This window comes from Lentzea albida (assembly GCF_900111005.1).
GTDB classification, from domain to species: domain Bacteria; phylum Actinomycetota; class Actinomycetes; order Mycobacteriales; family Pseudonocardiaceae; genus Lentzea; species Lentzea albida.
Genome location: NZ_FOFV01000028.1, coordinates 41,274 through 66,390, shown reverse-complemented (window position 1 = coordinate 66,390; position 25,117 = coordinate 41,274). Strand labels below are relative to the sequence as shown.

General features: G+C 72.4%; 3 protein-coding genes. All 3 read left to right on the top strand.

Translation table 11 applies throughout. From position 1 onward, the window contains the following. Nucleotides 1-32 precede the first annotated feature (32 nt). Nucleotides 33-4,637, top strand: coding sequence for a type I polyketide synthase (locus BMY74_RS46520; protein ID WP_425434905.1), 4,605 nt, complete (start codon nucleotides 33-35; stop codon nucleotides 4,635-4,637). A gap of 2 nt (nucleotides 4,638-4,639) precedes the next feature. Continuing rightward, complete coding sequence (locus BMY74_RS41515; protein WP_425434904.1) at nucleotides 4,640-16,033, top strand: type I polyketide synthase; 11,394 nt, start codon at nucleotides 4,640-4,642, stop codon at nucleotides 16,031-16,033. A gap of 68 nt (nucleotides 16,034-16,101) precedes the next feature. After that, the coding region (locus tag BMY74_RS41510) for an SDR family NAD(P)-dependent oxidoreductase (RefSeq protein ID WP_425434903.1) at nucleotides 16,102-25,117 on the top strand (9,016 nt) is incomplete at its 3' end.

The following is a 25,117-nucleotide window of genomic DNA, read 5'->3' as shown; positions in this document are numbered from 1 at the left end:
CCATGCCGGACGAAGAGAAGCTCGTCGCGTACCTGAAGCGAGTCACCGCCGATCTGCACCAGACCCGCCAGCGGCTGGCCGAACTGGAATCCGGCAGGCACGAACCGATCGCCGTGGTCGGAATGGCCTGCCGTTATCCGGGTGACGTCCGTTCCGCCGACGCGCTCTGGGAGCTCGTGGTGTCCGGTGGGGATGCGATCTCCGGGTTCCCCACCGACCGCGGCTGGGGCCTCGACGCGGCCGGGTTCGGCGGGTTCCTGTCCGATCTGGCCGGCTTCGACGCGGGGTTCTTCGGGATATCCCCTCGAGAAGCGCTGGCCATGGACCCACAGCAGCGGCTACTGCTGGAGAACGCGTGGGAGGCGATCGAGAGCGCCGGGATCGATCCGCTGTCCTTGAAGGGCAGTCGTACCGGTGTGTACGTCGGAACGGCGGGGAGCAGCAGCAGCTACTCCGACCTGCTGTCCGAGGCCTCCGACGGACTCGTCCTGACCGGAAGCGCGGCCAGCGTCATCTCCGGTCGGGTGTCCTACACCCTCGGACTGGAAGGGCCGGCGGTCACGCTGGACACGGCGTGCTCGTCCTCTCTCGTGGCGATCCACCTCGCTGCTCAGGCACTGCGCACGCAGGAGTGCTCGCTCGCCTTGGCCGGCGGGATCACCGTTCTCACCGACTCGTTCGTCTTCGCCGAGTTCTCCCGCCAGGGCGGGTTGTCACCGGACGGGCGCTGCAAGGCGTTCGCCGAGGCCGCCGACGGTACCGGGATGTCCGAGGGCGTCGGCGTGCTCCTGCTGGAGCGCTTGTCGGACGCGGAGCGCCACGGGCACCGGGTGCTGGCGGTCATCCGGGGTTCCGCGGTGAACCAGGACGGTGCGTCGAACGGGTTGTCGGCGCCGAACGGTCCGTCCCAGCAGCGGGTCATCCGCAAGGCGCTGGAGGCGGCCGGACTGATCGCGTCCGATGTGGACGCCGTGGAGGCGCACGGCACAGGGACGACGCTCGGTGATCCGATCGAGGCACAGGCTCTGCTGGCGACGTACGGCCAGGACCGCGATCGTCCGCTGCTGCTGGGATCCGTCAAGTCCAACATCGGTCACACGCAGGCGGCGGCGGGTGTCGCGGGCGTGATCAAGATGGTGCAGGCGTTGCGGCACGGTGTACTGCCGAGGACGTTGCACGTGGACGAGCCGTCCTCGCACGTGGACTGGACGGGGGGCGCCGTCGAACTGCTGACCGGGAACACGGAGTGGACCACCTCCGACCGGCCGCGCAGGGCCGCTGTCTCGTCCTTCGGTATCAGCGGTACCAACGCGCACCTCGTCCTGGAACAGGCGCCGGAGCGCGCCGAGCCGGCCCCGTCGGAGATCCCCCTGGTGCCGTGGGTGGTGTCCGCGAGGTCGGATGCGGCGTTGGCCGCACAGGTCGAGGCCGTGTGTTCGGTGGACGCTTCGCGCACCGCGGTGGGCCGGTCCCTGTTGGACCGCTCCGCGTTCGAGCACCGGGTCGTGCTGCTCGCCACCGAGGACGGCGTCTCCGAAGCGGCGCGCGGAGTCGCGGTGGACGGCGGGCTGGTGCTGGTGTTCCCCGGCCAGGGCGCGCAGTGGCCGGGCATGGGCCGCGGGTTGCTGGAGACCTCCGCGGTGTTCCGCGAGCGCATGCAGGAGTGCGCCGCTGCGTTGAGCCCGCACGTGGACTGGTCCCTGCTGGACGTGGTGCGTTCCGGTGCGGATCTGGACCAGGTGGACGTCGTGCAACCGGTCTCGTGGGCCGTGATGGTGTCTCTGGCGGCGTTGTGGCGCTCCTACGGCGTCGTGCCCTCCGCTGTGCTGGGCCATTCGCAGGGTGAGATCGCGGCGGCGTGCGTCGCGGGAGTGCTGTCGCTGGAGGACGGCGCCCGGATCGTGGCCACGCGCAGCCGGCTGATCGCGCGGGTGCTCTCCGGCAAGGGCGGCATGGCCTCGGTGGCGGCAGGGGTCGACGCCGTGCTGGCGCGGGCCGGGGACGTGTCGATCGCGGCGGTCAACGGTCCGGCGAGCGTCGTGGTCTCCGGCCTGGTGGACGACTTCGTGGCCTCGTGCGAGCGTGACGGGATCAGGGTCAAGCGGATCCCGGTGGACTACGCGTCCCACTCGTCCCACGTCGAGCTGCTCGAGGAGGAACTGCGTGCCGCACTCGCCGGGGTGACCGCGCGCGAGGGTGACGTGCCGTGGCTGTCCACGGTGACCGGTGACTGGGTTGATCCGTCCACACTGGACAGCGGCTACTGGTACGACAACCTGCGCAACACGGTGCGGCTGCACGACGCCGTCCGGAGCCTGGTCGAGCAGGGCCACGGCGTCTTCGTCGAATGCAGTCCGCACCCCGTCCTCACGCCGGGCATCCAGGACACCGTCGAAGCCTGTGGCGCACCGGCGGCCGTGCTGGGCACGCTGCGCCGCGACGACGACTCCCCGACGAGGGTGCTGACATCGCTGGCCGAGGCGTTCGTGCGCGGCGTGGCCGTGGACTGGCGGCAGGTGCTGCCCGCCGGACCTCCTTCCGAACTGCCGACCTACCCCTTCCAGCACGAGCGGTTCTGGCCGTCACCGAAGCCGGCTCCCGCGGGAGACGCGGCCGACGCCGGGTTCTGGTCGGCGGTGGAGGAGGCGGACGTCGCCTCGCTGGCCGACGAGCTCGGCGTGGACGAGGCCGTGCTGGCGGGCGTGCTCCCGGCGCTGTCGTCCTGGCGGCGCAGGCGGACCACGGCATCCACGGTGGACTCCTGGCGGTACCGGGTGACGTGGACGCGGCTGCCCGAGGTCAGGACCGCGGCACAGCAGGGCACCTGGCTCGCCGTCGTCGGTGAGGACGATCCGTGGGCGAACTCGGTGGTGGAGTCCCTGAGGACCGTGATGCCCCTGGACGTCGTCGCGCGGTCGGAAGTCGCGGCGCGCTCGGTCTCGGAGCCGCCGGCGGGCGTGCTGTCGCTGGAGGCGACGGTCGAATCGACGCTGGACCTGGTGCAGGCGCTCGCCGGCGCCGGACTGGAGGTGCCGTTGTGGTGCGCGACGCGCGGCGCGGTGTCCGTCGGTGACGGTGACCGGGTGGACGACCCCGGCCAGGCCGCGGTGTGGGGCATCGGCAGGGTGGCGGCGCTCGAGTACCCGAGGTGGTGGGGCGGCCTCGTCGACCTGCCCGCCGAACTCGACACCGAGGCCGCCACCGCCCTCGCCGGGGTGCTGGCCGCGGGCGGTACCGAGGACCAGGTCGCGGTGCGGGAGTCCGGAGTGCACGCGCGCAGGCTGGTGCACGCGCCCGTGTCCGCGGACGCGGTGCGTTCCTGGCGGCCCTGCGGCACGGTCCTGATCACTGGCGGTACCGGCGGCATCGGCGCCGTGCTCGCGCGCCGGCTGGCCCGCGAAGGAGCCCACCACCTCCTGCTGGTGTCGAGGCGCGGTCCGGACGCTCCTGGAGCGGCGGAACTCGCCGAGGAGCTGACCGGGCTCGGGGTGGGGGTTTCCGTCGTGGCCTGCGATGCGGGCGACCGGGCGCGGCTCGCGGAGGTGCTGGCCGGGGTTCCCGCAGACCGCCCGCTGACGGCGGTCTTCCACGCCGCGGGAGTCGTGGACCACCACGAGCTGGCCGAGTTGACCGCGGCGGAACTGCACCCGGTGCTGCACGCGAAGATGGTCGCCGCCGCGCACCTGCACGAGTTGACCCGCGATCTGGAGCTCGACGCGTTCGTGCTGTTCGCGTCCGGAGCGGGGATCTGGGGCGGCGCGGGCCAGGGTGCCTACGCTGCCGCGAACGCCTACCTGGACGGGCTCGCCGAGTACCGCCGCTCCGAAGGGCTGACGGCGACCTCGGTGTCGTGGGGGGCCTGGGCGGAGGTGGGGGCCGCCGCCGACGCTGCGCAGTTGTGGCGACGCGGTGTGACCCCCATGAACCCGGAAACGGCCTTGGCCGCCCTGCGCACAGCGCTGGACCACGACGACACGGCGATCACCGTGGCAGGCCTCGACTGGGAGCTCTTCGCGCCCGCGTTCACCGCGGGCAGGCCGAGCCCGTTGCTCTCCTCGATCCCGGAGGCCGTCGCGGCGCTGTCGATCGCGGACGCCGTGCAGGGCGGTGTGCAGGCGGGAACCGCGTTGCGGCACCGGCTTGAGGGGATCGAGGAGCAGGAGCGGCTGTCCGTCCTGCTCGACCTCACCCGCACGCACGCTGCGGCCGTGATCGGTCACCGGTCAGCGGACGCCGTCCCGGCGGGCAAGGCCTTCCGCCAGCTGGGTTTCGACTCCCTGACGGCGGTCGACCTCCGCAACCGGCTCGTCGCCGCCACCGGTCTCGCCCTGCCGTCCACGCTCGTCTTCGACCACCCGACACCCGCGGCGCTCGCGCGGCACCTGAGGTCCGCGCTGCTCCCGGACCTCCCCGCCGAGACGGACGAGGACGACGAGGAGACGCGCATCCGCGAGGTCCTGGCGAGCATCCCGGTCGAGCGTTATCGCGAAGCCGGCCTGCTGGATCTCGTGCTGGGCCTCGCCTCCGGTGACACCGCGGTTCCCCAGCCGCCACGCGAGGGGGAGGAGTCCCTCGACGACCTGGACGCCGCGAGCCTGCTGCGGCTGGCCACCGGGACCATCACGAGCGAAGGATGACCGTGGAGAGCGCGATGAACCAGCCCGCGGCGGACTTCGTCGAGGCACTCAGGGCCCAGCTCAAGGAGAACGACCGGCTGCGCAGGCAGAACCAGCGGCTCGTGGCCGCCAGGGTCGAGCCGCTGGCCGTCGTCGGGATGGCGTGCAGGCTGCCGGGAGGGGTCGAGTCACCCGAGGACCTGTGGGACCTCGTCCGCGACGGCCGGGACGCCGTCTCCGGGTTCCCGCAGGACCGCGGCTGGGACCTGGCCGGACTGATCGGCACGGGACCGGGTCAGAGCATCACCGGCTCCGGTGGCTTCCTCGGCGACGTGGCGGGCTTCGACGCGGAGTTCTTCGGGATCGCCCCGCGCGAGGCGCTGGCCATGGACCCGCAGCAACGGATCTCACTGGAGGTCTGCTGGGAGGCGCTCGAACGAGCCGGCATCGATCCCGCGTCGTTGGCCGGGAGCCAGACCGGCGTGTTCGTCGGTGCGTCGGCCGGTGACTACGACGCCGCGTCGGAGGGCACCGAGGGGTACAACCTCACCGGCGGTTCGATGGCGGTGGTGTCGGGCAGGCTGTCCTACCTGCTGGGGCTCGAAGGCCCCGCAGTCACCGTGGACACCGCCTGTTCCTCCTCGCTGGTCGCCCTGCACTGGGCGGGCCAGTCGCTGCGGCAGGGCGAGTGCGACCTCGCACTGGTCGGTGGTGTGGCAGTGCTCGCCACGCCGGGTGTGTTCGTGGAGTTCTCCCGTCAGGGCGGCCTCGCTCCGGACGGGCGCTGCAAGTCCTTCTCCGAGGCCGCCGACGGCACGGGGTGGGCGGAGGGCGCCGCGATGCTGGTGCTGGAGCGCCTGTCCGACGCCGAACGCAACGGGCACCGCGTCCTCGCCCTGGTGCGGGGTTCGGCGGTGAACCAGGACGGGGCTTCGAACGGCCTGTCGGCGCCGAACGGACCCTCGCAGCAGCGGGTGATCCGCAGTGCCCTGAAGCGCGCGGGACTCACACCGTCCGATGTGGACGTCGTCGAGGCGCACGGCACCGGGACGACCCTCGGTGATCCGATCGAGGCGCAGGCCCTGCTCGCCACCTACGGCCAGGAGCGCGACCGTCCGGTCCTGGTCGGGTCGATGAAGTCGAACATCGGTCACACGCAGGCCGCGTCCGGACTCGCGGGCGTGATCAAGATGGTGCAGGCGTTGCGCCATGGCGTGGCACCGCAGAGCCTGCACCTCGGCCAGCCGTCGTCGCACGTGGACTGGTCGGCGGGCGCGGTCGAACTGCTGACCGCGTCCTCGGAGTGGCCGGAGGTGGACCGTCCGAGGCGGGCCGCCGTGTCCGCGTTCGGCGTGAGCGGCACGAACGCGCACGTAATCCTGGAGCAGGGCCCCGCACCGGCGGACCACGAGCCGGTGGGCGCGCCGATGGTGCCCTGGGTGGTGTCGGCGACGGCGGAGCCGGCGTTGGCGACCCAGGTGGACCGCCTGCGCTCCCGGACGGACGATCGCGTGGACGTCGGGTGGACGCTGCTGAGCCGTTCGGTGTTCGAGCACAGGGCGGTGTTGCTCGCCTCGGAGGACGGGGTTGCCGAGGTCGCGCGTGGTGTGGCCGGGGAGCACGAGCTGGCGTTCTTGTTCTCGGGTCAGGGTGCGCAGCGGTTGGGGATGGGCCGCGACCTGTACGGGCGGTTCCCGGTGTTCGCGGGGGCGTTGGACGAGGTGCTGGACCGCCTCGAGCCGGGTCTGCGCGACGTCGTGTGGGGTGCGGATCAGGACCTGTTGGACCGCACGGGTTTTGCGCAGCCGGCGTTGTTCGCGGTCGAGGTGGCGTTGTTCCGGTTGGTGGAGTCGTGGGGTGTCACGCCGGATTTCGTGGCGGGGCATTCGATCGGTGAGGTGGCGGCGGCGCATGTCGCCGGGGTGCTGTCGCTGGATGACGCCTGCACGTTGGTGCGGGCGCGTGCCGGGTTGATGGAAGCCCTGCCCTCAGGCGGGGCGATGATCGCGATCGCAGCCACCGAGGCCGAAGTCCTCCCTCTGCTGGGCGAGGGTGTCTCGATCGCGGCGGTGAACGGCCCGTCTTCTGTTGTCGTGGCGGGGGAGGAGGCGGCCGTGCTGGCGGTGGCGGCCTGTTTCGAGGGTCGTAAGACCACTCGCTTGCGGGTGTCACACGCGTTCCATTCGCCGCTGATGGAGCCGATGCTGGACGATTTCGCGGCGGCACTGCGGGGTTTGTCGTTCGCTGAGCCGCGTGTTCCGTTGGTGTCGAACGTGACCGGTGAGCTCGTGACTGACGAGGCGTGTTCGGTCGAGTACTGGGTGCGGCACGTGCGGGAAGCGGTCCGGTTCGCGGACGGCCTGCGCGCGTTGTCCGACGCGGGTGCCTCGGCGTTCCTGGAGCTGGGCCCGGACGGCGTGTTGACGGGTCTGGTCGAGGACGGCGTTGCCGTGCCCGCCCTGCGCCGGAATCGCGACGAGGAAGCCTCGCTGCTGACCGCGCTGGGTCGCCTGTACGTCCACGGCGTGGACGTCGACTGGGGCGGCATCGTTCCCGCCGGTCGTCTGCTCGACCTGCCGACCTACGCCTTCCAGCGCGAACGGTTCTGGCCGACGGGAGCACCGGCCGCGGCCGCCACCCAGGTGAGCGCGGAGGACCTCGTTCTGTCGGGAAGCATCGCCGAGCGGACCAAGGCGATGACGAAGGTGGTGGGCGCCGAGACCGCGGCTGTGCTGGGACACACCAGCGCCGATCGCGTCGCGACGAACAGGGCGTTCGGAGACCTGGGGTTCGACTCGCTCATGGCGGTGGAGCTGAGGCGCCGCCTGGCCGCGATGACAGGGGTGGAACTGACCGCCACCGCGGTCTTCGACCATCCCACGCCCAGTTCCCTCGCGGCACACCTCGCATCGGCGATGCTCGGCCAGGACACCGACACCGACAGGCCCCACCCGCTGCGGGCGGTGTCGGCAGACGACCCGATCGCCATCGTCGGGATGGCGTGCCGGTACCCCGGTGGCATCGGCTCACCGGAGGACCTGTGGGAGCTGGTGGCGGACGGTGCCGACGGGATCAGCCGGTTCCCCTCCGACCGCGGCTGGGACCTCGACGCCCTGTCAGGAGGGGGTTCCGGGCGCAGCGTGACCGGTTCCGGTGGCTTCCTCGCGGACATAGCCGGGTTCGACGCCCGCTTCTTCGGCATCTCGCCGCGCGAGGCGCTGGCGATGGATCCGCAACAGCGCCTGGTGCTGGAGGTGTGCTGGGAGGCGGTCGAACGGGCCGGCATCGACCCGGCGTCCCTGCGCGGCAGCCAGAGCGGGGTCTTCGTCGGCACCAACGGACAGGACTACGCGAACCTGATGCTCACCGCGGAGGACGACGTCCTCGGCCACACGGGCACCGGGCTCGCGGCCAGCGTGATGTCCGGGCGGGTCGCCTACAGCCTGGGGCTGGAGGGCCCCGCGGTGACGGTCGACACCGCGTGCTCTTCGTCCCTCGTGGCACTGCACTGGGCGGCCCAGGCCCTGCGCAGGGGCGAGTGCTCGCTCGCGCTGGCCGGCGGTGTCAACCTGATGTCCACTTCGGACGCCTTTGTCGGGTTCTCGCTGCAGGGCGGTCTTGCACCCGACGGGCGCAGCAAGTCCTTCTCCGACGACGCGGACGGTGTCGCGTGGTCCGAGGGTGTCGGAATGCTGTTGCTGGAAAGGCTTTCGGACGCACGACGCAACGGTCGTCGCGTGCTGGCACTCGTGCGCGGCTCGGCCGTGAACTCCGACGGCGCGTCCAACGGTCTGACTGCTCCCAGCGGTCCGGCCCAGCGCCGGGTCATCCGCCAGGCGCTGGCGGACGCACGGCTCAGGTCGTCCGACGTGGACGTCGTGGAGGCCCACGGAACCGGCACGAAACTCGGCGATCCCATCGAGGCGCACGCCTTGCTGAGGACCTACGGGCAGGACCGCGAACGCCCCCTGCTGCTCGGGTCGATCAAGTCGAACATCGGGCACAGCCAGGCGGCGGCCGGCATCGCGGGGCTGATCAAGGTGGTGCAGGCGATGCGTCACGGTGTCGTTCCGAAGACGCTGCACGTGACAGCACCGACCTCCGCGGTGGACTGGTCGACCGGCTCGATCGACCTGGTGACCGAGCAGACAGCGTGGCCGGAGACCGGGCGTCCCCGACGCGCGGCCGTGTCGTCGTTCGGCGTCAGCGGAACGAACGCGCACGTGATCGTGGAGCACGTCGCCGTTCCGGAGGAACCGGAACCGACCGATCCGGCCGTTGTGCCATGGCCTGTGTCGGCGAAGTCCGCGCCGGCGCTGGTGGCGCAGATCGAGCGCGTCGGCTCGGTCGACGCCCTCCGGACCGACATCGCCTGGTCGCTCTCGGCCAGGACCGCGTTCGAGAACCGCGCGGTGCTGCTGGCGACCGAGGACGGCGTCATGGAGGTAGCGCGCGGCGTGGCGGCGGAACAGTCGGTGGCGTTCTTGTTCTCGGGGCAGGGTGCGCAGCGGCTGGGGATGGGCCGGGACCTGTACGGGCGGTTCCCGGTGTTCGCCGCGGCGTTCGACGAGGTGCTGGACCGCCTGGAGCCGGGGCTCCGGGAGGTGGTGTGGGGATCTGACGCGGAGTTGTTGAACCGCACGGGTTCTGCTCAGCCGGCGTTGTTCGCGGTCGAGGTGGCGTTGTTCCGCCTGGTCGAGTCGTGGGGTGTCACACCCGATTACGTGGCGGGGCATTCGATCGGTGAGGTTGCGGCCGCACACGTCGCCGGGGTGTTGTCGCTGGACGATGCCTGCACGCTGGTGCGGGCGCGTGCCGGCTTGATGGAGGCGTTGCCGTCGGGCGGGGCGATGGTGGCGATCGCGGCGACCGAGGCCGAGGTGTTGCCGTTGCTGGGCGGGGGCGTCTCGATCGCGGCGGTGAACCGGGCGGATTCGGTGGTGCTCGCGGGCGACGAGTCGTCGGTGCTGGAGATCGCGGCCCGGTTCGAAGACCGGAAGACGTCGCGGTTGAAGGTCTCCCATGCCTTCCACTCGCCGTTGATGGAGCCGATGCTCGACGAGTTCGCTCGAGCTCTGGAGAACCTGTCGTTCCGTGAGCCGTTGATGCCGTTGGTGTCGAACGTGACCGGTGCTCTGGTCACCGATGAGGTGTGCTCGCCGCAGTACTGGGTGCGGCACGTGCGGGAGGCGGTGCGCTTCGCCGACGGCCTGCGGGCGTTGACGGACGCGGGTGCGACGGCGTTCCTGGAGCTGGGACCGGACGGCGTGCTGACCGGCCTGGTCGACGAACGCCCGGCGGTTGCGGCGTTGCGCAGGAACCGCGACGAGGAGACCTCGCTGCTGACCGCGCTCGGCGAGCTGCACGTGCGGGGTGTGGACGTCGACTGGCGGCAGGTGGTCCCCGCGGGCCGGCTGGTGGACCTGCCCACCTACCCCTTCGAACACGAACGCTTCTGGCCCGAGATCGACCACGTCGTGGACGTGGACTCCTGGCGTTACCGCGTCGACTGGCTCCCGGTGCCCACCACGAACGCCGAGGTGTCACCGGGTCGGTGGCTGGTGATCATGTCCGAGGGTGGTGACACGGGCTGGGTGACCGACGTGCTCGGCGACGACGTCGACCTCCAGGTCCAGGGCGACCCGATCGACCCGTCGCGCTCCTACACCGGTGTGCTGATCTTCCCGCACACGGTCGAGTCGGTGCTGCTGCTCACCCAGGCCGTGCTCGCCGCAGATCTCGACGCGCGGCTGTGGTGCGTGACGCGAGGTGCGGTCGCCGTGGACCGGGACGAGCTGGTCGCCGACGCCGGGCTGTCGATGGTCTGGGGTCTCGGCCGGGTGGTGGCGCTGGAGCGTCCCGCAACGTGGGGCGGACTGGTCGACCTGCCCGCCGAGATCGACGAGCGGGTAGTCGCGGGCCTCCGGTCGGTGCTCGCCGGAAGCGAGGACCAGGTCGCCGTGCGAGCAACCGGCGTCTTCGGCCGCCGGTTGGTCCGTGCACCGATCACCGCGGGCGGCGACTGGCAGCCGCGGGGGACCGTGCTCATCACGGGTGGTACCGGCGGCCTGGGCGCGTTCGTCGCCCGGTGGCTCGCGCGCGACGGTGCCGAGCACCTGGTGCTGATGTCGAGGCGCGGCCCGGCGGCACCGGGTGCCGCCGAACTCCGTGCGGAACTGGAGGACCTGGGCGCACGGGTGACCGTCGTCGCCTGCGACGCCGCCGACCGGGACGCGGTCTCCGGCGTCCTCGCCGCCGTCCCTGCCGACGTGCCGCTGACCGCCGTGTTCCACGCCGCGGGTGTGGTGGCGGGCAACGCCGGGGTGGAGTCGCTGACACCGGCCGACCTCGACGGGGAGATCCGCGCGAAGGTGACGTCGGCCCGGTGGCTGCACGAACTGACCGAGGACGCGGAGCTGGACGCGTTCGTGCTGTTCTCCTCCATCGCGGGCATCTGGGGCACCGGCGGGCAGTCGGGGTACGCGGCGGCGAACGCCTACCTCGACGGACTCGCGGAGTACCGCAGGGGCCGGGGCCTGCCCGCGACGGCGGTCTCCTGGGGCGCGTGGGCGGAAGCGGGCATGGCGTCCGATCCCGAGGTGGGGGACCACCTGCGCAAGCGCGGCGTGCTGCCGATCCGGCCCGACGCCGGGCTCACGGCGCTGCGCCGGGCGATCGAGGCCGGCGACACCGCCGTGACCGTGTCCAACATGGACTGGGCGCGGTTCGTGTCCGGCTACACCGCCGCACGGCCCAGCCCGTTGCTGGCCGAGCTGCCGGAGGTCGCCGCGGCACTGGCGGTCGACGTCAGCGGCCAGGACGCCGGACTGCGACGCACCCTGGCCGGTCTGCCCGAGCAGGAGCGGCGACAGGCCGTGCTGGACCTGGTGCGCACGACCGCGTCGGCCGCCCTCGGACGCGGCGACGCCGCCGAGGTCCCGCCCGGCAGGGCGTTCCGCGACCTCGGGTTCGACTCGCTGACGGCCGTGGACCTGCGCGGAAGGCTGGTCGCCGCGACCGGGCTGCCCCTGCCCACCACCCTCGCCTTCGACCACCCGACCGCGGAGGTGCTCGCCGAGTACCTGGTGGAGGAGCTGTTCGGGGCCGCGTCGGGACGACAGGCGGCGGTGGAGGCGGTCGCCCGCGTGGAGGGGGACCCGGTCGTCGTCGTCGGAATGGCGTGCCGGTATCCCGGCGGGGTCGGCTCGGCCGAGGAGCTGTGGCAGCTCGTCTTCTCAGGTGAGGACGCGATCGGTGACTTCCCCGCGGATCGTGGCTGGCGGGTGGGGCCGGGTCTGAGTGCGACGGCGTCAGGTGGGTTCCTGCACGACATCGCCGGGTTCGACGCGGGCTTCTTCGGGATCTCGCCGCGCGAGGCGCAGGTGATGGACCCGCAGCAGCGGCTGCTGCTGGAGACGTCGTGGGAGGCGCTCGAACACGCCGGGATCGACCCGGAGTCGGTGCGGGGCAGCCAGACCGGTGTCTTCGTCGGCACGAACGGCCAGGACTACTCGACCCTCGTGGAGAACGCGTCCGAGGACGTCGGCGGGATGGCGGGAACCGGGCTGGCGGCCAGCGTCCTGTCCGGCAGGGTGTCCTACACGTTCGGGTTCGAGGGACCGGCGATGACGATCGACACCGCCTGCTCGTCGTCGCTCGTCGCGCTGCACCTCGCCGCCCAGGCGCTGCGCTCGGGGGAGTGCTCCCTCGCCCTGGCCGGTGGCGTCACGGTGATGTCCACACCGGACGCGTTCGTCGAGTTCACCCGGCAGGGAGGGTTGGCACCCGACGGCCGGTGCAAGCCGTTCTCCGACCGGGCGGACGGCACGGGCTGGTCGGAGGGCGTGGGCGTCCTCGTCGTCGAGCGGTTGTCGGACGCCGAACGCAACGGGCACCCGGTCCTGGCGGTGCTGCGCGGCAGCGCGGTCAACCAGGACGGCGCGAGCAACGGCCTGACCGCGCCGAACGGGCCGTCGCAGCAACGGGTGATCCGCCGGGCGCTGGCCGGTGCCGGGCTGTCGCCGTCCGACGTCGACGCGGTGGAGGCGCACGGCACCGGCACGACGCTCGGCGATCCGATCGAGGCGCAGGCGCTGGTCGGCGTCTACGGGCAGGACCGGGACAGGCCGTTGCTGCTGGGCGCGATCAAGTCCAACATCGGGCACACCCAGGCCGCCGCCGGTGTCGCCGGCGTGATCAAGATGATCATGGCCATGCGGCACGGCGTCCTGCCGGCCACCCTGCACGCGGACCCCCCTTCGTCCCACGTGGACTGGTCGGCGGGCGCGGTGCGGCTGCTGTCGGAGAACACGCCCTGGGAGACCGGGGACAGGCCGCGGCGCGCCGGGATCTCCTCGTTCGGGATCAGCGGCACCAACGCGCACGTCATCATCGAGGAGCCCGGGCCGTCGGCCGGCCAGGACTCCCCGGACCGGCCTGTCGTGCCGTGGGTCGTGTCCGCGAAGTCGGAACCGGCGCTGACGGCCCAGATCGGCCGGTTGCGCGAGGTCGGCGCCCCGCGCGGGGACGTCGGCTGGTCGTTGCTGGCCAGGTCGGAGTTCGACCACCGGGCGGTGCTGCTCGCGACCGCGACGGGTGTCACCGAGGTGGCCAGGGGCGTCGCCGGGAAGCAGGTCCCGGCCTTCCTGTTCTCCGGGCAGGGCTCGCAGCGACTCGGGATGGGCCGGGACCTCGCCGCGCGGTTCCCCGTGTTCTCCGACGCCCTGGACGAGGTCCTGGGGTACCTCCCGGCCGGGTTGCGGGAGCGGATGTGGGGATCGGACGCGGACGAGCTGAACCGGACGGGGAACGCCCAGCCCGCGCTGTTCGCGGTCGAGGTCGCGCTGTGCCGGCTGCTTGAGTCGTGGGGGATCGTCCCCGGTTTCGTCGGCGGTCACTCCGTCGGCGAGATCGCCGCGGCACACGTCGCCGGGGTGTTCTCCCTGCCCGACGCCTGCCTGCTCGTCGAGACCAGGGCGAGGCTGATGCAGGCGCTCCCGCCGGGCGGTGCGATGGTCGCGATCGCGGTGACCGAGGCCGAGGTCCTCGCGGTGCTCCCCGCCACGGTGGCGATCGCCGCGGTCAACTCCCGTTCGTCGGTCGTGGTGGCCGGACCGGAGGACGACGTCCTCGCGGTGGCCGCCCGTTTCGAGGGACGCAGGACGACGAGGCTGCGGGTGTCCCACGCCTTCCACTCACCACTCGTGGAGCCGGTGCTGGACGACTTCGCCGGGGTGGTGGCGGGCCTGCGGTTCGGCCGGCCGTCCCTGCCGGTCGTGTCGAACCTGACCGGTGGCCTGGTGTCGGACGAACTGTGCTCACCGGAGTACTGGGTGCGGCACGTGCGCGAGACCGTGCGGTTCGCCGACGGCCTGCGGACGGTGACCGACGCAGGCGCGACCCTGCTGCTGGAGGTCGGGCCCGGCAGCGCGTTGGCGGCACTGGCGGACGACACGACAGTGGTGCCGGTGTTGCGCGGTGACCGCGACGAGGAGACCGCTGTGCTGACAGCGGCGGCGAGGGCGCACGTCGCCGGGGTGCGGGTGGACTGGCGGCGGGTCGTGCCTGCCGGACGCCGGGTGGAACTGCCCGCCTACGCCTTCCAGCACCAGCGGCTGTGGCTCGAGGGCCCCGCCACCGCAACAGCGTCACACGACAGCCTGTTCCGGGTGCATTGGGTCCCCCTGCCCCCCGGTCCGGCCGGGGTGAGCCGGGACCTGGAGTTCTTCCGGCCGTCCATCGGGAGCGACGTCGTCGCGGGAGTCCACGACTCCGCGCGCCAGGCGCTCGCGGCGGTCCAGGACCAGCTCGCAGCCGACCGTCCCGACGGTGCCCGGCTGGTCGTCGTGACCACCGGGGCCGTGGCGGCCGGTCCGGCCGAGGAGGTGACCGGGATCGCCGCCGCGGGTGTGTGGGGGCTGGTGCGGTCCGCCCAGTCCGAACACCCCGGCCGGTTCCTGCTGGTCGACCTGGACGGCGACGACCGGTCCGAGGACGTCCTGGACGCTGCGGTCGGCGCCGCGCTCGCCGGGGACGAGTCACAGCTCGCGATCCGGCAAGGCGTCGTCTCCGTTCCGCGCCTTTCCCCCGTCCTCGACTCCCCGGCGATGACCGAACACCGTGGCGACCTGTCGGGCACCGTTCTCGTCACCGGGGGCACGGGCACGCTGGGCGGTCTGGTCGCCCGCCATCTGGTGACCAGCCGGGGCGTTCGCCGGCTGCTGCTGACCAGCCGACGCGGCCCCGAGGCGCCGGACGCGCGTCGGCTCTGCGCCGACCTGGCCGAACTGGGGGCTGAAGCCCACGTCGTCGCCTGCGACATGGCCGACCGCGAGGCGGTGGCCCGCCTCCTCGCCGACATCCCCGCCGAACACCCGCTCACCGGTGTCGTGCACGCCGCGGGTGTGGTGGACGACGGCGTGGTCGGCACGCTCACCTCGGAGCAGATCGACCGGGTGCTGCGGGCCAAGGCCGACTCGGCGTGGTACCTGCACGAGCTCACCGAGCACCTCGATCTCGAACTGTTCGTCCTGTTCTCCTCGGCCGCGGGTGTCCTCGGCGCCCAGGGGCAGGCCAACTACGCGGCGGCGAACACGTTCCTGGACGCGGTGGCGCAGCGACGCCGTGCCAGCGGACTGGTGGCGACGTCGCTGGCGTGGGGCCTGTGGGCCGAGCGCAGCGGCATCAGCGGCGATCTGACCGACGCGGGCCTCGCCCGGCTCCGGCGCAGCGGTGCCATCGCACTGGACACCGCGCGGGGGCTGGAGCTCTTCGACGTCGGATCGGCGCTACCGGACGCTCTGGTCGTGCCCGCACCGCTGGACACGCGTGTCCTGGTGGGCGCGGACGTGCCCGCGGTCCTGCGCGACCTGGTTCCCACCGTGCCGCGGAGCGCGGACGAGCAGCGGCCCGCGGTTCCCCCGCTGGCCGAACGGCTGGCCGGACTCGACCCGCGCGAGCAGGACGAGCTGGTGCTCGGCCTCGTGTCCGGTCACGTCGCGACGGTGCTCGGTCTCGAGTCGGCCGACCAGGTCGAGCCACACCGGGGCTTCCTCGAACTCGGGATCACCTCGCTGACGGCGGTCGAGCTGCGCAACCTGCTCGCGGCCGACACCGGCATCCGACTGCCCAGCACGCTGGTCTTCGACCACCCGGCCCCCGCCGTCCTCGCCGCACACCTGCGGGCCGCGGTGTACGCCGAGGCCGAGCCCGCGATCGAACCACTGCTCGCCGGGCTCGAAAGCGCGGCACCGCGGCTGTCCGGTGAGGACAGGGAGAGCCTGCTCCGGCGCCTGACCGATCTGCAACAGACGCTCCTCGGCACCGCCGGGCCGCACGACGAACCGGCGCTGGTCCTCGCGGACGCGACCGACGACGAGATGTTCGCCCTGATCGACAAGGAACTCGGTCTCGACTGAGTTCGATCCACTCCTGGAGGAACCCACCCATGGCGAGCACCGAGGACAAGCTCCGCGACTACCTCAAGCTGGTCACCACCGATCTCCAGCAGACGCGTCGGCGACTGCAGGCGAAGGAGGCGTCGGACGCCGAGCCGATCGCCATCGTCGGTATGGCCTGCCGGTACCCGGGCGGCGTCGGATCGCCCGAGGAGCTGTGGTCCCTGCTGGCAGACGGCCGTGACGCGATGTCGGAGTTCCCCCGCGACCGGGGGTGGGACGTCGACGCGTTGTTCAGTCCGGACCCGGACGAGCGCGGCAGGACCTACTCCACCCGCGGTGGGTTCGTGGAGGGCGCGACGGAGTTCGACGCGGAGTTCTTCGGGATCTCCCCTCGCGAGGCTCTCGCGATGGACCCGCAGCAGCGCCTGTTGCTGGAGGTCGTGTGGGAGGCGGTCGAGCGCGGCGGGATCGACCCGCTCACCCTGAGGGGAAGCCGGACGGGAACCTTCATCGGTTCTTACGGCACCGGGTACGCGTCGGGAGCCGAGGTGCCCGAGTCGGTGGAGGGCCACCTGATGACCGGTGTGTCGACCAGCGTGACCTCCGGTCGGGTCGCCTACCTCCTCGGGCTGGAGGGCCCGGCGATCACCGTGGACACCGCGTGCTCGTCGTCCCTGGTGGCGCTGCACTGGGCGGCCCACGCCCTGCGCAAGGGCGAGTGCTCGCTGGCCCTCGCGGGCGGGGTCACGGTCATGCCCACCCCGGACATGTTCGTGGAGTTCTCCCGCCAGCGCGGCCTGGCCGCGGACGGGCGCTGCAAGGCGTTCTCCGACGACGCGGACGGCACGGCGTGGGGTGAGGGTGCCGGCGTGCTGCTGCTGGAGCGACTGTCCGACGCCGAACGGGCTGGACACCCCGTGCTCGCCGTGATCCGCGGCTCCGCGATCAACCAGGACGGCGCGAGCAGCGGCCTCACCGCGCCGAACGGACCCGCGCAGCAACGGGTCATCCGGTCGGCGCTGGCGCAGGCCGGACTGTCGGTGTCCGATGTGGATGCCGTAGAGGCGCACGGCACGGGGACCCCCCTCGGCGATCCGATCGAGGCGCAGGCGCTGCTCGCCACCTACGGCCAGGACCGGGTCCGGCCGCTGCTGCTGGGGTCCGTCAAGTCCAACCTCGGTCACACGCAGGCCGCCGCGGGTGTCGCCGGGGTGATCAAGATGGTGCTGGCGATGCGGCACGGCGTCGTGCCGAAGACCCTGCACGCCGACGTGCCCTCGTCCCACGTGGACTGGGGTTCCGGAGCGGTCGAGCTGGTGCGCGAGAGCACCGCCTGGCCTGAGGCCGACCGGCCGCGCCGAGCCGCGGTCTCCGCGTTCGGGGTCAGCGGCACCAACGCGCACGTGGTCCTGGAACACCACCAGGAGGCCGAGCAGCCCGAGCCCGCCACCGCCGCGCTGGTGCCGTGGGTGGTGACGGCCAAGACGGACGGCGCCCTGACCGACCAGCTCGACCGCGTCCGGTCCGCGCGCGGCGCCCGGACCGATGTCGGCTGGACTCTCGCGGGACGTGCGGTGTTCGGGCACCGCGCGGTCCTGCTGGCCTCGGACGAGGGCGTGGTGGAGGCCGCTCGGGCCCACGCGGGTGGCCGGTCCGTCGCCTTCCTGTTCTCCGGTCAGGGGTCGCAGCGGCTGGGCATGGGGCGTGAGCTGTCCGACCGGTACCCGGTGTTCGCGGCCGCGGTGGAGGAGGTGCTGGAGCACTTCGGCCCCGGCGTGCGCGACGCGATGTGGGGCACCGACCACGAACGGCTGAACCGCACGGAGTTCGCGCAGCCCGCGTTGTTCGCGGTCGAGGTGGCGTTGTTCCGGTTGGTGGAGTCCTGGGGTGTGGTCCCGGACCTCGTGGGCGGGCACTCGATCGGGGAGATCGCCGCGGCACATGTGGCCGGTGTCCTGTCGCTGGCCGACGCGTGCGCGCTGGTCGACGCGCGGGCGCGGCTGATGCAGGCGTTGCCGGAGGGCGGCGCGATGGTGGCCCTGGAGGCGGAAGAGGCCGAGGTCGCCGCCCACCTCGGCGACGGCGTGTCGATCGCCGCCGTCAACGGGCCGTCGTCGCTCGTGATCGCGGGCGAAGAGTCCGCTGTGGACGGTGTGCTCCGCGCGTTCGCCGACCGGAGGACCTCGCGGCTGCGGGTCTCGCACGCCTTCCACTCGCCGCTGATGGACCCGATGCTGGCGGAGTTCGCCGGGATCGTGCGAGGCCTGTCGTTCGCGCGCCCCCGGCTCCGCTTCGTCTCGGCGCTGACCGGAGGCCTCGTCACGGACGAGGTGTGTGATCCGGAGTACTGGGTGCGACACGTCCGGGAGACCGTGAGGTTCGCCGACGGCGTCCGGACCCTGTCCGAGGCCGGCGTGTCGGCCGTCCTCGAACTCGGCCCCGACGGTGTGCTCTCGGCTCTGGTGGGCGACGTGCCCGCGGTGCCCGCTCTGCGCAAGGACCGCGGTGAGGAGGTCTCGCTGCTGACCGCGGTGGCCCGCCTGTTCGTGCACGGCGCGGAGGTGGACTGGCGCCGGGTGATCTCGACCGGGCGGCTGGTCGACGTGCCGACCTACGCGTTCCAGCGCGAACGCTTCTGGCTCGGCCGCCTGGGGACCGCGCCCGCCGACATGACGTCGGCCGGGTTGAGCTCCGCGGCACACCCGCTGCTCGGTGCGGCCGTGGTCGTGGCCGGTGCGGACGAGGTGGTGCTCTCCGGCCGGTTGTCGCTGTCGACCCACCCCTGGCTGGCCGATCACGACGTCCTGGGACGGGTGTTGTTCCCGGGCACGGCGTTCGTCGAGCTGGCGGTGCGCGCGGGCGACGAGGTCGGCTGCCCCGCCGTCGAGGACCTGACGGTCGCCGCTCCGCTGCTGCTGCCGGAGACGGGCGCGGTGCAGCTCCAGGTCTGGGTCGGTGCCGCCGACGGGACGGGCCGGCGGGAGGTGCGGGTGCACTCGCGACCCGCCGACGACGTCGAGCAGGAGTGGACCCGGCACGCCACCGGAACGCTGAGTCCCGACCTCGCGTCCCCGTCGGAAGACGTGGAGGTGACCTGGCCGCCCGAGGGTGCCGAGCCGGTCGATTTGGTCGGCCTCTACGACGGCCTCGCGAGCGCCGGGTTCGCCTACGGTCCGGTGTTCCAGGGCCTGCGCGCGGTCTGGCGCCGCGGCACGGAGGTGTTCGCGGAAGTCGCGCTCCCGGACCACGTGCCCGACGCGGCCGCGTTCGGCGTGCACCCGGCACTGCTCGACGCCGTGCTGCACGCGAGCGTGTTCGCCGAGGGCGTCGGCGGCGGCCTGCCGTTCGCGTGGGAAGGGGTGTGCCTGTACGCCACCGGGGCGTCCGCGGTGCGCGTCCGGATGGCTCGCGCCGGTGGGAACGCGGTGTCCCTGGCGATCACCGACGAGCGTGGTGCGCCGGTGGCGTCGGTCGACTCGCTGGCGTTGCGGTCGGTGACGCCCGAGCAGTTCGGCGTTGTCGGGGACGACCTCTACCGGGTCGACCTGGTCCCGGTCGTGATGCGGTCGGTCGAGGCGCCCGCCGCCGTGATCGGCCTGGACGTCGCCGCGGTCGAGGGTGGGAGCACGGGCCTCGTCCTGGCTGTCGTCGGCGAGAGCCAGGAGGACGTCGTCGGTGCGGTGCACGACAGCACCACCCGCGTCCTCGAACTGGTCCGGCAGTGGCTCGCGAGCGACGAGACAGCCGGGCGCCGGCTCGTGTTCGTGACGCGCACGGGCGTGCGTGCCGCCGCCGTGCGCGGCCTGGTCCGCTCGGCGATGTCCGAGCACCCCGGGCGCTTCGGCCTGGTCGAGCTGGCACCCGGTGAACCGCTGCCTGCGGCGCTCGATCCGGGGGAGCCGGAGGTGCTGATCCGCGGTGGACAGGTGTTCGCGCCACGGCTCGTCCGCGTTCCGGTTCCGCCGCCGCAGAACGGCTGGGATCCGGACGGGACGGTGCTGATCACGGGAGGCACCGGAGGTCTGGGCGGACTGCTGGCCCACCACCTGGTGACCGAGCACGGCGTCCGCCGCCTCGTGCTGGTGAGCCGAAGTGGCCGCGCACCCCTGCTGGCCGACGACCTGACCGGCCTCGGCGCCGAGGTCGTCGTGCGCGCGTGCGACGTCTCGGACCGGGCCGAGCTGGCGGACCTGCTGGCCGAACACCCGTGCACGTCTGTGATCCACGCGGCGGGTGTGCTGGACGACGGTCTGGTGGAGTCGTTGACGCCGGAACGGCTGGCTGCGGTGTTGCGGCCGAAGGTGGACGCCGCATGGCATCTGCACGAGCTCACCGCCGGTCTCGGCCTGCACAGGTTCGTGACGTTCTCCTCGGCGGCGGGCGTGTTCGGTGCGCCAGGGCAGGCGAACTACGCGGCGGCCAACGTCTTCCTGGACGAGCTCGCCCGGCACCGGCGCGATTCGGGACTGCCGTCGGTGTCGCTCGCGTGGGGCTCGTGGGCGCAGTCCGCGGGCATGACCGCCAGCCTGTCGGACGCGGACATGGAGCGCCTGGCCCGCTCCGGGATGCCGCCGCTGTCGGTGGAAAAGGGACTTGCTCTCTTCGACGCCGCCCTGGCCGCGGACGAGCCCGCGGTCGTCCCGGTGCGGCTGGACCTGCCCGCGCTCCGGGCGCTCGGCGACGTACCGCCGCTGCTACGAGGGATGATCACGCGGCCTTCCCCGCGATCGGCGGTGGTGACGTCGGGATTCGCCGGCAGGCTGGCCGGACTGGACGAGGCGGAGTGGCCGAGGGCGGTGCTGGAGCTGGTCCGCGCTCAGGTCGCGCTGGCACTGGGGCACTCCGACATCGGGAGGATCGATCCCGCAAGGGAGTTCCGCGCTCTCGGCTTCGACTCGCTCGCGTCCGTGGAGTTGCGCAACCGGCTGGCCGCGGAGACCGGGCTCCGCCTGCCCGCGACCCTGGTGTTCGACCACCCGACCCCCGCGGCGCTGGCGACCTTCCTCCGCGAGGAGTTGACGGGGTCGGCGGCCGTCGTGCGCACACCGCCACCGGTCTCCGTGCCGTCCGGCTCGGACGACCCGGTCGTGGTGGTCGGCATGTCCTGCCGCTACCCGGGAGGAGTGGAGTCGCCTGAGGACCTGTGGCAGGTCGTCCTAGAGGAGCGGGACGTCATCTCCGGCTTCCCCGTCAACCGGGGCTGGGACCTGGACGGCGTCCACCACCCGGATCCCGACCACGTCGGGACCACGCACGTCCGGCAGGGTGCGTTCCTGCACGACGCGGGCCGGTTCGACCCGGACTTCTTCGAGATGTCTCCTCGGGAGGCGTTGGCGACGGATTCGCAGCAGCGGTTGTTGCTGGAGGTGTCGTGGGAGGCGGTGGAGCGGGCCGGGATCGATCCGGTGTCGTTGCGGGGTAGTCGGACCGGTGTGTTCGCGGGCGTGATGTACAACGACTACGGCGCCCTGCTGACCGGGGACGAGTTCGAGGGCCTGCGCGGTACCGGCAGTTCGCCGAGCGTGGCGTCCGGCCGGGTGTCCTACGCCCTCGGTTTCGAGGGACCCGCGGTGACGGTGGACACGGCGTGCTCCTCGTCCCTGGTGACGGTGCACCTGGCGGCCCAGGCGCTGCGAGCGGGGGAGTGCTCGCTGGCGTTGGCCGGTGGTGTGACGGTGATGTCCACTCCGGAGGTCTTCGTCGAGTTCTCCCGGCAGCGCGGGCTGTCGCCGGACGGGCGCTGCAAGTCGTTCGCGGACGCCGCCGACGGCGTGGCCTGGGGTGAGGGTGTCGGCGTGCTGGTGCTGGAGCGCCTGTCGGACGCGAAGCGCAACGGGCATCGGGTGCTGGCGGTGGTGCGTGGTTCGGCGGTGAACCAGGATGGTGCGTCGAACGGTTTGACGGCGCCCAATGGTCCGTCGCAGCAGCGGGTGATCCGCCAGGCCCTGGCGAGTGCGGGACTCGGAACGTCCGATGTGGACGTGGTCGAGGCGCACGGTACAGGTACGACGCTGGGTGATCCGATCGAGGCGCAGGCGCTGCTCGCGACCTATGGTCAGGATCGCGAGCGGCCTTTGTTGCTGGGGTCGGTGAAGTCGAACATCGGTCACACGCAGGCGGCAGCCGGTGTCGCCGGGATCATCAAGATGGTGCAGGCGCTGCGGTATGGCGTGGTGCCGAAGACGTTGCACGTGGATTCGCCGTCGTCGCACGTGGACTGGTCCGAGGGTGCGGTCGAGCTGGTGACCGAGGCCGTGTCGTGGCCGGAGGTGGGCCGGCCACGGCGTGCTGGTGTGTCGTCGTTCGGGATCAGTGGCACGAACGCGCACGTGATCGTCGAACAGGCTCCGCCGGTGGCCGTGCCGGAGCCGGTGGATGTTCCTGTGGTGCCGTGGGTGGTGTCGGCGAAGTCCGAGCGGGCTTTGGCGGAACTGGTCGAGCGGGTGCGTTCGGTCGAGGACCACCGCGTGGACGTGGGCTCGACTCTGCTGGGACGCGCGAGTTTCGGTCACCGGGCGGTCCTGCTGGCTTCGGAGGAGGGGATCACAGAGGTCGCCCGCGGTTCTGCCGCTGAACGACAGCTGGCGTTCCTGCTCTCCGGTCAAGGTTCGCAGCGTCTGGGGATGGGCCGGGAGCTGTACGGGCGGTTCCCGGTGTTCGCTGCGGCGTTGGACGAGGTGCTGGACCGGCTGGAGCCGGGTCTGCGTGACGTCATGTGGGGTGCGGATCAGGAGTTGTTGAACCGCACCGGGTTCGCTCAGCCCGCACTGTTCGCGGTCGAGGTGGCGTTGTTCCGCCTGGTCGAGTCGTGGGGTGTTCGCCCGGATTTCGTGGCGGGACATTCGATCGGTGAAGTCGCGGCGGCGCATGTCGCCGGGGTGTTGTCGCTCGACGGTGCTTGTGCACTGGTGCGGGCGCGTGCCGCGTTGATGGAGGCGTTGCCGTCAGGTGGTGCGATGGTCGCCATCGCTGCCACTGAGGCCGAGGTGCTCCCACTGCTGGGCGAGGGCGTGTCGATCGCGGCGGTGAACGGCCCGTCCTCCGTCGTCGTGGCAGGGGACGAGACTGCTGTGCTGGCCGTGACGGCCCGCTTCGAGGATCGCAAGGTCACGCGTCTGCGGGTGTCGCACGCGTTCCACTCGCCGTTGATGGAGCCGATGCTCGACGAGTTCGCCCGGGCTTTGGAGGGTTTGTCGTTCGCGGAGCCGCGTGTTCCGCTGGTGTCGAACGTGACCGGTGCTCTGGTCACCGATGAGGTGTGCTCGCCGCAGTACTGGGTGCGGCACGTGCGGGAGGCTGTCCGGTTCGCCGACGGTGTCGAGGCGTTGACGGACGCTGGGGTGTCGGCGTTCCTGGAGCTGGGCCCGGATGGCGTGCTGGCCGGTCTGGTCGAGGGAGGTCTGGCGGTTCCCGCCCTGCGCAGGGGCCGCGACGAAGAGACGTCACTGGTGACTGCGATCGGTGTTCTGCACGTCAACGGTGTGGAGGTCGACTGGCACAGCATCGTCCCTACCGGGCGGTTTGCGGACCTGCCGACCTACCCCTTCGACCACGGGTGGTTCTGGCCCAGCGGAACGGCGTTCCTCGGCGACGTGGCCGCGGCGGGGCTCGATCGCCCCGGCCACCCGCTGCTGGCCGCGTCGTTGCGGGTGGCCGGCACCGGCGAGGTGGTGCTCACCGGCAGGCTGTCGCTGTCGGCGCAGCCCTGGCTGGCCGATCACGTCGTCGGGGATCGGGTGCTGTTCCCGGGCGCCGGGTTCGTCGAGCTCGCGGTGCGCGCGGGCGACGAGGTCGCGTGCGGTCGGATCCGGGAACTGACGCTGTCGGCACCGCTGGTCCTGCCGGAGCACGGCGCGGTCCAGGTGCAGGTCCACGTCGGCGACCGCGACGAGGCCGGTAGCCGTCAGGTGACCGTCCACTCGCGGTCCGACAGCGGCGATTCGCCGTGGACGGAGCACGCCACGGGCGTCCTCACCGAGGTGGGCTCCGGCGCGATGTCCGCCCTCGCGCCGTGGCCGCCCTTGGGCGCACAAGAGGTCGACCTGGAGGGGTTCTACGAAGGGCTGGAGGAGGCCGGGCTCGGGTACGGACCGGTGTTCCGCGGTCTGCGGTCGGTGTGGCGGCGGGACGGGGACGTCTTCGCCGAGGTCGTCCTGCCCGACGAGCCCGCCGGGTTCGGCATCCACCCGGCGCTGCTGGACGCGGCGCTGCACGCGGGTGGTTTCGTCGAGGGCACTTCGCTCGGGCTGCCCTTCTCCTGGGAGGACGTGTCGCTGCACGCCACCGGTGCCACCGCGGTGCGGGTGCGGTTGTCGGGCCTGCCCACCGGTGGGCTTTCCCTCGCGATCACCGACGAGTCCGGTGGCCCGGTCGCGTCGATCGGGTCCCTGGTCCTGCGCCCGGTGCCGGAGGGACGGCTCTCGCCGGGCCAGGACGACCTGTTCCGGATCGACCGGGTTCCGATCGCTCTTCACGGACCTGGCGCAGGCGCGTCCTCGGACGAGGTCTTCCTGGTGCGGATCGAGGACGACCGCGGGGACGTGGTAGACACGGCTCACCGGCTGGCCGCAGAGGTGCTCGATCACGTGCAGCGCCACGCTTCGGTGACCTCTCGAACGGTTTTCGTGACCGGGCGAGGCGTGTCCGTCGCCGCGGCGCGTGGTCTGGTCCGGTCCGCGCAGTCGGAACACCCCGGTCGCTTCGGACTGGTCCACGTGGAATCCGGCGATGCCGACGAGGCTCTGCTGCTGGCCGCCGCGGCCACCGGGGAGCCCGAGGTCGTGGTGCGGGACGGCGAGGTGTTCGCGGCCCGGCTGGCGCGGGTCGCGCCGGTACCCGCCGGTACCGGGCTCGACTGGGAGCCCGAGGGCACGGTGCTGATCACGGGCGGCACCGGCGGACTGGGTGCCCGGCTCGCCCGGCACCTGGTCGCCGAGCACGGGGTGCGGCACCTGGTGCTGGCCAGCAGGCGTGGCCGTGGCGAGGGGATCGGGGAGGAGTTGGCCGCGCTGGGAGCGTCGGTCCGAGTGGTGGCGTGTGACGTGTCGGACCGCGACGCGGTGGCCGCGTTGCTGGCGGGCGTGCCCGACGCGCATCCGTTGA